The following is a 13333-nucleotide window of genomic DNA, read 5'->3' as shown; positions in this document are numbered from 1 at the left end:
GGCGCGCGCTGGTGACCGGCCCGGAACCCGGACCGCCCACCGGTGGATCGTGACCCCCGCGCGGCCCCCTGCGGTCGTCGACCGCCCGCGCTGAGTCATGGTTATCGCAGGGGTCCGACGTTTCCGTCCGCGAACGGGTCGAGAACGATGCGGGCAGTGATCCCTGGCTGTGGGAAGAAGATGGGGATACGCGGCCGGTCCGGCTAGAGTCGACGCGTGGCGCTCGGTCTACCGTCGATCCTCCCCAATCCGCAACCGGCGATCGGGGAGCTGGTCCGTGACCGCCAGCCGACCTTCTCCTTCGAGTTCATGCCGCCGAAGACGGAGCAGGGCGAGCGGCAGCTCTGGCAGGCCATCCGCGAGCTGGAGCCGTTGCAGCCGTCGTTCGTGTCGATCACCTACGGTGCCGGCGGAACCACGCGGGACACCACGGTCGCGGTCACCGAACGGGTGGCCACCGAGACCACCCTGCTGCCGATGGCCCACCTGACCGCGGTCAACCATTCGGTGGCCGAGTTGCGGCACGTGATCGGGCGGCTGGCCGGTGCCGGGGTGCGCAACGTGCTGGCGGTGCGGGGCGACCCGCCCGGTGATCCGACCGGCGAGTGGGTGCGGCACCCCGACGGCATCGACTACGCCGAGGATCTGGTGCGCCTGGTCCGCCGCTCGGGTGACTTCAGTGTCGGCGTGGCCGCCTTCCCGTACCGGCACCCGCGCTCGCCGGACATCGCCAGCGACACCGAGTACTTCGTCCGCAAATGCCGGGCCGGTGCCGAGTTCGCCATCACCCAGATGTTCTTCGACGCCGACGAGTACCTCCGCCTGCGTGACCGGGTGGCCGCCGCCGGCTGCGACACCCCGATCCTGGCCGGGGTGATGCCGGTGATCCGCATCGGCACCATCGAACGCTCCGTGCAGCTGTCCGGGGCACCCTTCCCGCCTGCGCTGGCCGCCCAGTTCGAGCGGGTCGCCGACGACCCGGAGGCGGTCCGCCGGCTCGGCATCGAGCAGGCCAGCGAGATGTGTCAGCGGCTGCTCGACGAGGGCGTGCCGGGGATCCACTTCATCACCTTCAACCGGTCCACCGCGACCCGGGAGATCTGGCAGAACCTGCGGGTGGGCGCCTCGACGTGAGCGTGCCGGCGCGATACCTCAGCGCCGCCGTGACGGTTGAACCGTGGTGGGCAGACAGCTGAACTGGAACGAGTACGCCACTGCGTGGGCGCGGCTGCACGGTGGGTTCGACCCTCGGGCGGCCACTCCGGTGGTACGCGCCTGGCTGCGCCTGTCGTACCATCTCGGGTTTCTGCTGGGCCGGTTGCGGGTCGGTCCGACCGCGGTGACTGCGGTCGGCGTGCTGCTCTGCCTCTGCGTGCCGTTGTTCGCGGTCCGGGCGGGCGACGGTCCGTTCCTCGGTGCCCTGTTCGTGTTGCTCGCCTCGGTGGCCGACAGCGTCGACGGGGCGGTGGCGGTGGTCACCGGTCGTACGACGCGACTCGGCTACGTCTACGACTCGCTTGCCGACCGGATCGGTGAGGTCGCCTGGCTGGTGGCGTTCTGGCTGGTCGGCGCGCCCGGCGCGCTGGTCGCCGCGGCGGGCGCGCTGTCCTGGTTGCACGAGTACGTCCGGGCCCGGGCGGTAGCCGCCGGGATGCGGGAGATCGGCGCGGTGACGGTGGGGGAGCGGCCCACCCGGGTCTGCGTGGCCCTGGTGGGACTGCTGCTGGCCGGTCTGACCGGGCTGATCCAGCCGGATCTGGCGGCCGGCACCATCACCATGGCGACCGCGGTGTGGGTGCTGCTGGCCGCGTTCGGGCTGGGGCAACTGCTCTCCGCCGTACGCCGGGCACTGATCGACGCAGGGTGATCGGCCCGCGGGTCGGAGGGTGGCTAGTCTTGCCCGGTGACAACTGCAACGACGGGGGATCTTTCGGACGTCGCGTTGGTCCGGGCGGCGCAGGCCGGTGACATCGGCTGCCTCGGGCTGCTGCTGGCGCGGCACGCGGCGGCGATGCGGGCGGTGGCGTTGAGTGTCTGTGGTCACCGGCCGGAGGCCGAGGACGCGGTGCAGGAGGCGGCGCTGATCGCGCTACGCCGCATCGGTGACCTGCGCGACCCGGCGGCCGTGGGGCCGTGGCTGCGGACGATCGTGCGTAATGTCGGCCGGCTCCAGTTCCGGGCCAAGCGGGAGGTGCCGGTCGACCAGTTGGAGCTGGTCGCGTCGCCGGACGGCGGGCCGGATCCCGAACGGATCGTGGAGCGCACCGCCCATGCCGACTGGCTCTGGACCGCCATGCACGAGCTGTCGCCGAATCTGCGGCTGGTCACGATGCTCCGCTACTTCACCGAGGTCACCGCGTACGACCAGATCGCCGCGCTCTGCGGGGTGCCCGTCGGTACGGTGCGCAGCCGGCTGCACCAGGCGCGGACGAAGTTGACCGACGCGCTGCTGGCGACGGCCGACGCCGTACACGATGACGTGGCCGTGCTCACCCGGCGGCGTCGGGCCGAGGCGGAGGAGATGCTGTGGTCCGGACGGCACGGGAGCTTCGCGCGGACCCTTGCCGAGACCTGGAGCCCGGCGGTCCAGACGTGGTGGTCGGACGGTCGCCGCACCAACGGCATCGACCCGTTGGCCCGGACGATGTACGCCGACGTGCACGACGGGGTGGTCTACCGGCTGGCCAACATCGTGGCGGCGCGGGACGTGGTGATCCTGGAAACCGATCTGATCAACCCGCCGGAGGATCCGTTCCACTGCCCACCGAGCGCGGTGTGGGTGCAGTCCCTGGAGGCGGACCGGGTGTCGCGGCTGCGGGTGTTCCATCCCGCCCGCGCCAAGGGTCGGTGACCGCGAGGGTGGCCGGATGCCCGGCCACCCTCGCGCTCCGGCAAGGCGTTACAGGCTGAACAGCCGGTAGTGGTCGATGGTCTCGAAGCCCATCCGCCGGTAGACGGGTTCGCCGGCGGAACTGGCCTGTAGTGTGCCGACGCGCAGGCCACGCTCCCGCCCGGCCCGCAGCGCGGCAGCGGTGACGGCCGTGCCGATGCCTCGGCCCCGCAGTTCGGCGACGGTGCTGACGACGTAGATTCCGGCCACCCCGTTGCTGATCAACGTGGCGGCCGTGCCGACCACCCGACCGTCGAGACGGGCGACGAAGCGGAGCAGTTCGGCTCCGTCGGCCGGGCGGTCGATCTCCAGTCGGGTGACGGTGGCGACGGCGTCGTCGGGCACCCCCAGCGCGGGCCCGTACACCTCGACGAAGGCGGGGATCTCCGAATCGTCGATCTGGTCGACGACCAGGCCCGGCGGGCCGGGAAGCTCGGCCACCCGGTCCAGGTCGACGGCCATCACGGGCATCATCGACACCTGCCTGCCGCCCAGCGCGGTCAGGGCGTCGGCGATGCCGGGATCGCTGTCCGCGCCGACCCACCAGAGCCAGGGCGTACCGGTGAGCCGCCGGCCGGCCTGCGCCACGGTCTCGTCGATCGGCCGGTTGCGTACCCGCAGGACCCCGTTGAGCAGCGGATGTGGCACGTCCGTGCGGAAGATGGGCAGGTCGTCGTCGGCCCCGTCCGGGCTGACCCAGCCGCACCAGTAGGCCCGGTTGTTGGCCAGTTGTGCCGGCAGGTCGTGGATCGAGGTGACGACATCGTTCGGGTGCATCATGTCGACACGTTGTCCTCGGCCCTGCGGTAGTTCGACGCCCCGCCGAACTTCCGCTGTGGCGGCGCTCACGATGCGGTGGCGGCGTTCACCGCCTGGTGGGCACGCCTACCAGGCGGGACCGACGGCGTCGGCGACGATCTGCGCGGACAGGGTCACCATCGGCAGGCCGCCGCCCGGATGGCCGGAGCCGCCGACCAGCCACAGACCGCGCGCCGGCCCCCGGTTGGCCGGGCGCAGCAGACCACCGGCGGTGCCGTAGATGGTGCCGCCCGGGGCGCCGGTGGCGGTAGCCAGGTCGGCCGGGGTCCGGATGTCGCGGAACACCAGCCGGTCGCGGACGTCCACGCCGCGTTCGGCGAGCACGTCGAGAATCCGATCGGCGTACGCCTGCGCCAGCCCCGGCCGACGCCAGTCGACCGCACCCGGTGCGGTGCCCTGCCGGGCGGCGTTGACAAGCACGAACCACGCCTCGTGGCCGTCCGGGCGGACCGTCGGGTCGTCGGCCACCGTGACGAAGATCGTCGGGTCGGCGGCCGGTCGGGCCCGTACCCCCCGACCCGGGTCGCCGAAGACCGCGTCGAACTCGGCGTCGTAGTCGCGCGGGAAGAAGACGTTGTGGTGGGCCAGCCCGCTCTCGCCGCGTACGCCGAGCAGCAGCACGAAACCGGCCAGGCTGCGGTCGGTGAGCCCGGCCAACCGGCGCGCGTCGGGCAGCAGGTCACGGTAGACGGTCAGCGCGTCGACGTTGGCCACCACCACGTCGGCGGGGATCGGGGCGCGCTGGTCGGCGATGCGTACCCCGTGCACCCGACCGCCGGTGGCGTCGATCCGGGTGACCGTGGTGCCGGTGCGCACCACCACCCCCAGGTCCAGGCAGCGCGACAGCAGCGCGTCGGCGAGGGTGCCCAGACCGCCACGCAGGTACCAGCCGCCGAAGGTCAACTCGGCGTAGGGGACCGCGACCAGGGCGGCCGGGGCGCGCCGTGGGTCCGCGCCGGTGTAGGTGGCGTACCGGTCCAGCAGCATCCGCAGCCGAGGATCGGACAGGTGTGACCGGCCCAGTCCACGCAGGCTCTGCCCGGGGCGGATCGCGGCCAGGTCACCCAGCCGCCAGGCCAGTCGGGCCAGGTCCCGGGGCGAGTCGACGCGGCGACGCAGGATGTCGTGCTCGCTGGCCCGCCACACCCGGGCCGCGCGCCGCCACAGCCGTTGCCAGTCGGCGGCGGCCCGGTCACCGAGGGCCGCGCCGATGCGGGCGGTGAACTCCGCCGGCTCGGCGCAGGAGTCCAGCACCGCAGCACCGTCGTCGAAGACGTGCCGCACGATCGGGTCCAGCGGCACCAGGTCGAGATATTCGTCCAGCTTCGCCCCGGTCGCCTCGAACAGCTCGTGGAAGACCTCGGGGAGGGTGAGCAGGCTGGGTCCGGTGTCGAAGTGGAACGGGCCCGCCTCGGTGTCGCGGGTGTGTCGCCCGAGCTTGCCACCGACCGTGTCGGCCTGTTCCAGGACGGTCACCTGGTGCCCGGTGACGGCCAGCCGGGCGGCGGTGGCCAACCCGCCCACCCCGGCGCCGACGACCACGATCCGCGCCATGCCGCGTCCTCCTAGACCGTGTCGAAGTCCTCGCTCCGGCCCGCCGCAGGCGGATCTAGCCGACCGGACGGCCGCGCCAGGACAGGCGCCGCCGCTTGCGCAGATGGTACGACCGTAGGGTCAGCCAACCGAGGACCGCGACCGACACGGGGTGGCTCAGCGCGTCGGGCCAGGCCCGCCCGCCGGTGGCGTGGGCGCTGACCACCCGTCCCACCACCCCCGCCAGGTACGTCAGGGCGGCCACCCCGGCCAGGGCCGGTGCCCCGGCCAGCAGGGCGGCCACGGCGACCAGCGGCGGCGCGGTGTAGAGCAGGAGCAGCAGACCGACCACCAGCGCGGCGGCCAGCGGATGCCCGAACGTGGCCCACAGCGACTTGGTGTAGCCGTCGCGCAGCTGCGGCCAGCTGTCGTACATCCGGCAGGAGGCCAGCCGGGAGCCGTCGGCCAGGGTGATCCGACCGCCGGCACGTTTCACCGCGCGGGCCAGCTCGATGTCCTCCAGCACCCGGTCGGCGACCGCCGCGTGCCCCCCGGCCCGCAGGTAACCGGCCCGGTCGACGACCAGGAACTGCCCGCCGGCCGCGGCCAGCGACGGCCGCGGCGAGCGTTCCATCGCCCGCAGCGGCAGGAAGGTCAGCCACAACCACTGCAACAACGGCTGCACCAACCGGTCGCCCACCGTCCGCACCACGATCTTCGGGTACGGCGACAGCAGCTCAGCCCCGGCGGCGCGCAGTTCGGTGACCGCCGCCGCCACGGCGTACGGCGCAAGCACCACGTCGGCGTCGACGAAGACCAGCGCGTCGGCCGAGGTCTCGACACGGCCGGCCAACTGCCAGCAGGCGTGCGGCTTGCCCAACCAGCCCGGTGGCGGGGCGACCCCGGTGAGCAGGGTGACCCGCGGATCGTCGCCGACCACCGCGCGGACCACCTCGGCGGTGCCGTCGGTGGAGCCGTCGTCGAGCACCACGATCCGCAGCCCCGGTACGCCGCGCTGGGCGAGCAGCGCCCGCAGGCACGGGGTGACCCGGTCGGCCTCGTCGCGCAGCGGCAGCAGCACGCTCACCCGCTCGTCGGTCTGCACCGGCCGGTCCGCCGGGCGGCGCAGCCACCGGCCGGCGTTGACCAGGGTGTGCGCGGTCAACGCGACGACGACGAGCAGGACGACGAGCGGCCCGGTCATGCCGCGACGTCGGCCCTGGCGCGCTCCGCGCCGGCGTGGTCGTCGCCGGTCCGGCGGGCCCGCAGCAGCGTCACCGCCAGCGGCACCGCGATCACCGCCATGCCGACCCCGCCCCACAGCGCGGAGGCGGGCAGGTCCAGGAAGACCGCGTGGGCCAGCACACTGGAGGCGTACGTCCACAGGTAGAGCGCGTACATCGGTCGGTCGCGGACGTCGGTGTCGGCCACGGCGGCACCGGCGAGCGGCCGCAGCGCGGTCATCACCAGCACCCCGAACAGCAGCCAGCCCAGGTAGTTGCTGACCGGGATGCCGGCCAGCCCGGGCAGTGCCGGGGTGGCGTCGCGCCACACCCAGTGCCCCTCGGCGACCATCTGCGGGTCGAGGAAGAGGTCCCAGGTGGCCAGGCCGAGGGTGGCCAGCCCGATCCGCGCCGGCCACCGCCACCACTCGCGTGCCCTGCCGCCGCCGATGAGTCGGGTCGCCACCAGCCAGGCCGGCCAGGTCATCCAGGTCCAGGCCAGCGGGATGATCAGCGGCACCCCGGCCAGTTTCGGGCCGAGTTGGCCGGAGTAGTCGTAGCTGCCGAACGGGAATCCGGTGGCCACCCCGAGGGCCTCGATGGCGAAACCGCCGCCGCTGGCCAGTGCGATCAGCGCGAACGCCGTACGCGGGCCCCGGCTGAGCAGGGCGTGGCCGACCGAGAGCAGGTAGCCGAGCACCACGGTGGCGACGGTCAGCCGGGCCCGGGTCGTCCCGCTGGTCAGCGGGTAGCAGATCTGCGCCAGCACCAGCAGGGCGAGCATTCCCCAGGCGTACGCCCGGGTCGCCGACCGGGCCGATGGTCCGCCGTTCATGATCGCGGCGGCGGCGTGGGCGCGGGTAGGGGCAGATCCCGGCCGAGCACCCCGAACGGACGTTCGTCGCCGGGGAAGTGGAAGTCGCGCAGCAGGTCGACGAAGCCGAACCGGCGGTACAACCGCCAGGCGCGGGAGGTCTGCTCGTCGGCCTCCGGGGTGGACAGCAGCGTGGTCGCGCCCTCGGCCATGGTGAGCAGCGCCCGCAGCTGCCCGGCGCCCAGGCCGTGTCCCTGCGCCGGTGGGCGTACGTGCAACTCGACCACCTCGAAGCAGTCGGTCAGCCAGCGTCGTCGGGCGTCCGGGTGGAGTGCCCGCCAGACCTGGTCGTGCCACCACTGGCCGGGGCCGCCGAGGTAGCCGTAGCCGAACCCGGCCAGGTGCCCCTCGGCGGTCAGGCTGGCGACGGCCCGGAAGCCGGGACGGCGTACGTGGGTGGCGATGTAGCCACGGCGGGCCTCCAGCAGGTCGGCGCGGTAACCCATGGCCTCGCCGTAGACGGCCACCACGTCGTCCAGCCGTCGGAGGAGATCGTCCGGTGTCCACCGCACCAACCTCATGCCCGTCCACCCTTCGCCGGGTCGCCGTCGACCCACCCCAGTACCGTCCGGTCACCGATCACGTCACGCACCTCGAACCGGGTGAAGAGCTCCTCCGCGTACCACCGCGCGGTCTCCGTCCGGGTGATCGCGGCCCGGTGCTCCGGGTGACGGTACGCGAACCCCACCAGGTCTGTCGGATCACGCCACACACTCACCGTGCCCTGCCAGCCCAGCGGGGCCTCGCCGACGCCGAAGCGGGCCAGCAGGCCGGGCGCGGCGTGCAGGGCCGCGGCCACCGGCGGGATCGCCCGCCAGAAGGTGAGCGCGCGGGTCGGTCGCAGTCGGGCCCGGGTCAGGGCCAGCACCGGCCCGCTGACCCGGCCACCGGTCGGCTCGCCGAACGGCCGTCGGCCGGACCACTCGCCCCGGCTGCTCAGTGGCCGCAGGTCGAGCCGGACGCCGGCCACGGCGATGCGGGACCAGGCTCGACCCACCGATGATCCGGCGAACCGGGTGGCCGCGGCGGGGGAGTCCCACACCGTCAACGCCGCCCAGCGGGTCAGGTCGGCGTCACCCGGCCCGAAGCCGGTGCCGGTCCCGGTGCCGAGCAACTTGCCGAACCGTACGCCGGGCAGGGCGCGCAACCGGCGCGGATCCCGCGCCATCCGGACCAGCGCCCGGCCCACGGCGGCCCGGGGAATCCGCCACACATGCAGGGTGACCAGCTCCGGAACGTGCTCTGGCCCGCTCACGCCGTCGCCTTGCTGCGCTCGCCGCCGGCGCGAGGCACCACGCTGCTGTGCTTGATGGTTCGCTCGCTCACGCCACGTCGGTCGGGGTTCCGCCGGTGATCCGCAGCAGTTCGGCGTACGTGGTGGGAAAGACCGCCTGCGGTACGCCACCGGCGGCCCAGACCTCGTCGTACTTGTCCAGGGCGTTGTCCACCAGGGTGCGCAGCGGCTGCGGATGCCCCACCGGGGCGACCCCGCCGATCACCTGGCCGGTGTGTTCCTTGACGAACTGCGGGGTGGCCCGGCGCAGCCGGGTGATGCCGAGCCGGGCGGCCAGACCGGTGGTGTCCACCCGGTGCGCGCCGGAGGTCAGCACCAGCAACGGGGCTCCGTCGGCGTCGAAGACGAGCGAGTTGGCGATGGCCCCCACGTCGACGCCGAGCGCCTCGGCGGCGGCTGCGGCGGTGTGCACGGCGTCGGGCAACAGGCGGACCGTGGCCGGTGCGTCGGAACCGTTGCGCGCCTGTGCGGCGTCGAGCGCGTCCTGCACCGCCCGGACGTTCGGGTGTGACTGCATCCCGCCATTCTTCCCGGTGCACGGCCGGGCGGTGCAGCCGGAGTCGGTGGGCAGCCGTCGCTGACGGGCCGTCGGGGCTGCCGGGACTGCCGGGGCTGCCGGGCTCGGGGCGGAGCGGGGAAATCGGTGACCGGAGGATGCCGGCGCGCGCCACACGTTGCATTTTCGTCGGGGGGAGGGTGTACTGTCAGCAGCAGTTAGAACGAGTGTTCGATTGAGTCGAACGTTCGTTCCAACCCCCTCGGGGCGGGTGTTTCGCGGCATCCGGCTCCGAGAGAGGTGCGGTACCGCGGACCGCACCGGGCTTCGGGCAGTCGCGAGTCCGGACCCATCAGGCAGGAACGTCGCTCGCCGCCCACGACCCCCGGGCGGCGGGCGACGGACCCGCCGGTACGCCGGCCGGGTGTGGTGTGGGGAAGCTCCACACCCGGCCCGGCCGCCCATCTGGTGCGTCTTCCTCCGCACCGCCCGCCGCGGGTGTCCCGCGCCGACGGATCTCCTCCGTCGGGCGATCGCCCGCCCCGGTCCGCCTGGAGGAGACATGCCGACCAGCCCGGCCCAGGTGCCGACGGTGCCCGCGCACGTGCTGCCGCACCGCACTCCCGCCCAACTGCTGGCGGTGGCGCGGCAAGGGCTCGCCGAAGCCGCTCGGACGAGTCCCGACGGTCTCCGGTACGCCACCGCCCACCTCGCGGCCCTGCGTGCCGCCGCCGCGGTGCTCGCCGCCCGCGCCCGCCCCGCGCCCACCCGCCGCAGCCGGATCACCAGTGTCTGGGTCCTGCTCGCCGGCGTCGCCCCCGAGCTGAACGAGTGGGCCAACTACTTCGCCGTCGCCGCCGGCAAGCGGGCCGCCGCCGAGGCCGGCATACCTCGGGTGGTCACCGCCCGGGAGGCCGACGACCTGCTCCGTGCCGCCGGGGAATTCGTCACGGTGGTCGAGTCCGCACTCGGCATGGCCCATCAGCCGGCGATCGAAGGGCTCGTCGCCTGAGTCTCGGCGTCCGGTCACCACCGGCGGGACCCAGGGTGACCGGACGCCGTCCGACAACGCGCCGACCTGACCATGCCGTGTCGGCACGTCCTCATCCGAAGCAACGACAGCACCATCCCCGGGCCGGTGCCCGGGGCGATCCGACGGGGGTAGATCCGATGGCGGGCCGCATGGTCGTCGGTTCTGCCGCGCTGGCCGCGCTGGTGCGTCCGGCCAGCGCCCCCGATCCGGCGGGCGTCCACCGGATGCTGCCGGTACGGCCCGAGCTCAGTGGGTTGCTGCCCGGCCGAGGGTTGCGACGCGGCAGCACCATCGCGGTCGGCGTCGGGCAGCCCCGGCACAGCGGCACCACATCGCTGTTGCTCGCTCTGCTCGCCGAGGCGTCCCGCGCCGGCTCCTGGTGTGCGGTGGTCGGGATGCCGACCTTCGGGCCCGGCGCGGCGGCCGAGGCGGGAATCGCCCTGGATCGGCTCGCCCTGGTGCCGCAACCCGGTCCGGAATGGCCCACCGTGGTCGCCGCGCTCATCGACGGGGTCGACGTGGTGGTCACCGCCGTACCGGCCGCCGTCTCCGCCACCGTCGCCGGCCGACTGGCCGCCCGGGCCCGGCAACGCGGCAGCGTGCTGGTGCCGTACGGCCGGTGGGACGGCGCGGATGTGACGCTCCAGGTGGTACGCGGGGTGTGGGAAGGGCTCGGGTCGGGGCGAGGGCGGCTGCGCCGCCGCGAGGTGACCATCTCGGCGCGTGGCCGAGGTGCCGCCGCCCGCCCCAAGGAACTCACGGTGTGGCTGCCCGGTGCCGAACTGACCCGGGTCATCCCCCCGCCGGCACCGACCGTCCGGCCGGAGGCCCCGCTACGCGTGGTGGCCTCGGCATGAATGTCCGCTCCCGGACAAACCGTCAGCTCGGTGCGCGGTCAGCGGGGGGTGGCTCGCCGGGTGGGGCGGGCACCGGCGGCTCGCCACAGCGCCGTGGCGAGCCAGAGCAGCCCGGCGCCGACCAGTACGCCGTGGGAGATCCGGACCGCCGCCGGGGTGAAGAACTGGGGCAGGAAGAGCAGGAACCCGAGGGCGAACGGCACCCCGCTGAGCCGGGGCAGCAGGTTGTCGCGCCAGATCGCCACCGCGGCGAGGGTGGCGCCGACACCGAGCGCCAGCAGGCCGATCCCGAAGGTGGAGATCGCGATCGGGTCGTACCGCACCTGATCGGCCAGGGCGAGCAGGTCGATCTGTGGGTCGGTGGCGGCCTGGCGGGCGATCGCGTGCAGGCCGAACGCCTCGGCGCCGTAGTACGGCAGCACCAGGCCGGCCCCGACGGTGCTGGTGACGAAGGCGGCCACGAGGGTGCGGCCCGGCCCGGTGCCGGCGACGGTCCGGGCGAGGACCAGCAGGCCGAGCGGCACCAGGATGAAGCCGATCATGGCGAAGGTGTGCGAGGGCACCCAGAGTGCCGGCGGACATCGCGGCGAGGGCGCCGGCCGCGGTGGATTCGTCGTGCCAGGGCCATTAGCTTTCTGGGTCAAGTCGGCCTGGTCGTGATCACCACCATCTCGAGGTACGGCCGATGACACGGACCCTGCTGCTCTGGTGCCCGGACTGGCCGGTGCTCGCCGCCGAGATCATCGACGGGGTGCCGGCCACCGGGCCGGTGGCGGTGCTGCACGCCAACCGGGTCCTCGCCTGCTCCGAACAGGCCCGGGCCGAGGGGGTACGCCGAGGGCTGCGCCGGCGGGAGGCACAGGGGCGCTGCCCGGGGCTGACCGTCGTCGACCACGATCCCGGCCGGGACGCGCGGGCCTTCGAGCCGGTGGTGGCCGCGGTCGAGGAGGTGGCGGCCGGGGTCGAGGTGATCCGCCCCGGAGCCTGCGCGTTGCCCGCCCGAGGGCCGAGCCGCTACCTCGGTGGTGAGGAGGCGGCGGCCGAACGGATCGTCGAGCACGTCGCGCAGAACTGCGCGGTGGAGAGCCAGGTCGGCGTCGCCGACGGGGTCTTCGCCGCCGGGTTGGCCGCCCGACAGGGGCGGATCGTGCCGCCCGGTGGGACGCCGGAGTTCCTGGCCGCCCAGCCCGTCGAGGCGCTCGGCCGGCCCGCCCTGGCCGACCTGCTGCGCCGGCTCGGAGTGCGTACGCTCGGTGACTTCGCCGCGCTGTCCGCCGGTGACGTGTTGGCCCGGTTCGGCTTCGACGGGGCGCTGGCCCACCGGATGGCCGCCGGCCGGGACGACCGCCCGCTCGCGGTCCGGCGTCCCCCGGTCGACCTGACGGTCACCACCGACCTCGACGAGCCGATCGAGCGGGTCGACGTCGCGGCGTTCGCCGCCCGGACGCTGGCCGAACGGTTGCACGAGCGGCTCGCCGGGCACGGGCTGGCCTGCACCCGGCTCGGCATCGAGGCGGTCACCGCGCACGGCCAGGAGTTGCACCGGGTCTGGCGGCACGACGGTCTGCTGAGCGCGGCGGCGATCGCCGACCGGGTCCGTTGGCAACTGGACGGCTGGCTCACCGGCGCTCGCCGGGGCGGCCCGGCCCGGCCCAGCGCCGGGATCATCCGGCTGCGGTTGGTGCCGGACGGGGTGCTGGCGCAGGCCGGCCTGCAACCCGGGCTGTGGGGCGAGACCGGCGAGGAGCGCGAGCGGGCGCATCGGGCGCTGAGCCGGGTGCAGGGACTGCTCGGCCCCGAGGCGGTGGTCACCGCCGTGCTCGGCGGCGGGCGGTCCCCGGCCGACCAGGTACGGCTGGTCCCGTGGGGCGACGAACGGCTACCCGCCCGTCCCGATGCCGTTCCGTCGGCTGCTCGTTCGGGTGCACCGCTGCCGTCCTGGCCGGGGCGGCTGCCGCCGCCCTCGCCGGCGGTGGTGCTGCCCACTGCGCTCGCCGTACAGGTGTGGGATGCCGCTGGGGAGCCGGTGACGGTGAGCGCCCGGCTGGCGATGAGCGCCCCGCCGGCCCGGCTGAGCATCGATGCGACAGCCGAAGCCCTGGTCCCGGTCGGCGTGGGCAGGGGAGCCGAGATCGTCGGCTGGGCCGGTCCGTGGCCGGTCGACGAGCGGTGGTGGGCTCCGGCCGAGGCCCGTCGCCGAGCCCGCTTCCAGGTCTGCCTGGCCGACGGCACCGCACTGCTGCTCGCCGTCGAGCGCGGCCGATGGCTGCTGGAGGCGATCTATGACTGACGTGAATCTTGGTACGAAACGGCC

General features: G+C 74.1%; 14 protein-coding genes. 6 read left to right on the top strand and 8 right to left on the bottom strand.

All coding sequences use genetic code 11. From position 1 onward, the window contains the following. Positions 1–216: 216 nt before the first annotated feature. The 3 genes from metF to JMF97_RS06050 are packed head-to-tail and all read left to right on the top strand — an operon-like array spanning position 217 to position 2851. Positions 217–1134, top strand: a complete 918-nt coding sequence (gene metF, locus JMF97_RS06060; protein ID WP_203220605.1) for a methylenetetrahydrofolate reductase [NAD(P)H] — start codon at positions 217–219, stop codon at positions 1132–1134. 43 nt (positions 1135–1177) lie between these two features. Next, positions 1178–1867: a CDP-alcohol phosphatidyltransferase family protein gene (locus JMF97_RS06055; protein WP_203220604.1), complete on the top strand. Its 690-nt coding sequence runs from the start codon at positions 1178–1180 to the stop codon at positions 1865–1867. 36 nt (positions 1868–1903) lie between these two features. Next, entirely contained in the window at positions 1904–2851 is a 948-nt protein-coding gene (locus JMF97_RS06050; protein WP_307816785.1) for an RNA polymerase sigma factor, read from the top strand. A 48-nt stretch (positions 2852–2899) separates the two neighbouring features. Here JMF97_RS06050 and JMF97_RS06045 read toward each other — a convergent pair whose 3' ends face one another. From JMF97_RS06045 to JMF97_RS06015, 7 genes are all read right to left on the bottom strand, one after another. Beyond that, on the bottom strand, positions 2900–3670 hold the full coding sequence (locus JMF97_RS06045) for a GNAT family N-acetyltransferase (protein WP_203220603.1): 771 nt from the start codon (positions 3668–3670) through the stop codon (positions 2900–2902). Between the two features lie 105 nt (positions 3671–3775). Beyond that, complete coding sequence (locus JMF97_RS06040) at positions 3776–5263, bottom strand: phytoene desaturase family protein (RefSeq protein WP_203220602.1); 1488 nt, start codon at positions 5261–5263, stop codon at positions 3776–3778. Between the two features lie 55 nt (positions 5264–5318). Then, positions 5319–6446: a glycosyltransferase family 2 protein gene (locus JMF97_RS06035; RefSeq protein ID WP_203220601.1), complete on the bottom strand. Its 1128-nt coding sequence runs from the start codon at positions 6444–6446 to the stop codon at positions 5319–5321. Next, positions 6443–7300, bottom strand: a complete 858-nt coding sequence (locus JMF97_RS06030) for a carotenoid biosynthesis protein (protein ID WP_203220600.1) — start codon at positions 7298–7300, stop codon at positions 6443–6445. Before JMF97_RS06030 ends, JMF97_RS06035 begins: the two co-directional genes overlap by 4 nt. Next, complete coding sequence (locus JMF97_RS06025; RefSeq protein ID WP_203220599.1) at positions 7297–7860, bottom strand: GNAT family N-acetyltransferase; 564 nt, start codon at positions 7858–7860, stop codon at positions 7297–7299. The genes JMF97_RS06030 and JMF97_RS06025 overlap by 4 nt, the downstream gene beginning before the upstream one ends. Further along, positions 7857–8594 (bottom strand): monooxygenase, encoded by a 738-nt coding sequence (locus tag JMF97_RS06020; protein WP_203220598.1) that lies wholly within the window; start codon positions 8592–8594, stop codon positions 7857–7859. The genes JMF97_RS06025 and JMF97_RS06020 overlap by 4 nt, the downstream gene beginning before the upstream one ends. 67 nt (positions 8595–8661) lie before the next feature. Continuing rightward, positions 8662–9150, bottom strand: coding sequence for a YbaK/EbsC family protein (locus tag JMF97_RS06015; protein ID WP_102660451.1), 489 nt, complete (start codon positions 9148–9150; stop codon positions 8662–8664). Between the two features lie 541 nt (positions 9151–9691). Between JMF97_RS06015 and JMF97_RS06010 the strand changes: the two genes are divergently transcribed. Both JMF97_RS06010 and imuA' read left to right on the top strand, forming a co-directional pair. After that, positions 9692–10141 (top strand): SAV_6107 family HEPN domain-containing protein, encoded by a 450-nt coding sequence (locus tag JMF97_RS06010; protein WP_102660452.1) that lies wholly within the window; start codon positions 9692–9694, stop codon positions 10139–10141. A gap of 158 nt (positions 10142–10299) precedes the next feature. Continuing rightward, positions 10300–11019, top strand: coding sequence for a DnaE2-dependent mutagenesis accessory factor ImuA' (gene imuA', locus JMF97_RS06005; protein WP_203220597.1), 720 nt, complete (start codon positions 10300–10302; stop codon positions 11017–11019). A 38-nt stretch (positions 11020–11057) separates the two neighbouring features. On the opposite strand, the gene JMF97_RS06000 is transcribed toward imuA', so the two are convergent. Further along, entirely contained in the window at positions 11058–11561 is a 504-nt protein-coding gene (locus JMF97_RS06000; protein WP_203220596.1) for a hypothetical protein, read from the bottom strand. A 143-nt stretch (positions 11562–11704) separates the two neighbouring features. Between JMF97_RS06000 and JMF97_RS05995 the strand changes: the two genes are divergently transcribed. Continuing rightward, positions 11705–13309: a DNA polymerase Y family protein gene (locus tag JMF97_RS05995; RefSeq protein ID WP_203220595.1), complete on the top strand. Its 1605-nt coding sequence runs from the start codon at positions 11705–11707 to the stop codon at positions 13307–13309. Positions 13310–13333: the final 24 nt, after the last annotated feature.

This window comes from Micromonospora fiedleri, from assembly GCF_016774385.1.
GTDB classification, from domain to species: Bacteria; Actinomycetota; Actinomycetes; order Mycobacteriales; family Micromonosporaceae; genus Micromonospora; species Micromonospora gifhornensis.
This window is presented reverse-complemented; position numbering and strand designations above follow the sequence as displayed.

Coding starts and splice junctions, on each gene's coding strand:
- JMF97_RS06000 (WP_203220596.1), bottom strand. CDS start 11,561: ATGATCGGCTTCATCCTGGTGCCGCTCGGCCTGCTGGTCCTCGCCCGG.
- JMF97_RS06030 (WP_203220600.1), bottom strand. CDS start 7,300: ATGAACGGCGGACCATCGGCCCGGTCGGCGACCCGGGCGTACGCCTGG.
- JMF97_RS06010 (WP_102660452.1), top strand. CDS start 9,692: ATGCCGACCAGCCCGGCCCAGGTGCCGACGGTGCCCGCGCACGTGCTG.
- JMF97_RS06015 (WP_102660451.1), bottom strand. CDS start 9,150: ATGCAGTCACACCCGAACGTCCGGGCGGTGCAGGACGCGCTCGACGCC.
- JMF97_RS06045 (WP_203220603.1), bottom strand. CDS start 3,670: ATGATGCACCCGAACGATGTCGTCACCTCGATCCACGACCTGCCGGCA.
- imuA' (WP_203220597.1), top strand. CDS start 10,300: ATGGCGGGCCGCATGGTCGTCGGTTCTGCCGCGCTGGCCGCGCTGGTG.
- JMF97_RS05995 (WP_203220595.1), top strand. CDS start 11,705: ATGACACGGACCCTGCTGCTCTGGTGCCCGGACTGGCCGGTGCTCGCC.
- JMF97_RS06035 (WP_203220601.1), bottom strand. CDS start 6,446: ATGACCGGGCCGCTCGTCGTCCTGCTCGTCGTCGTCGCGTTGACCGCG.
- JMF97_RS06025 (WP_203220599.1), bottom strand. CDS start 7,860: ATGAGGTTGGTGCGGTGGACACCGGACGATCTCCTCCGACGGCTGGAC.
- JMF97_RS06040 (WP_203220602.1), bottom strand. CDS start 5,263: ATGGCGCGGATCGTGGTCGTCGGCGCCGGGGTGGGCGGGTTGGCCACC.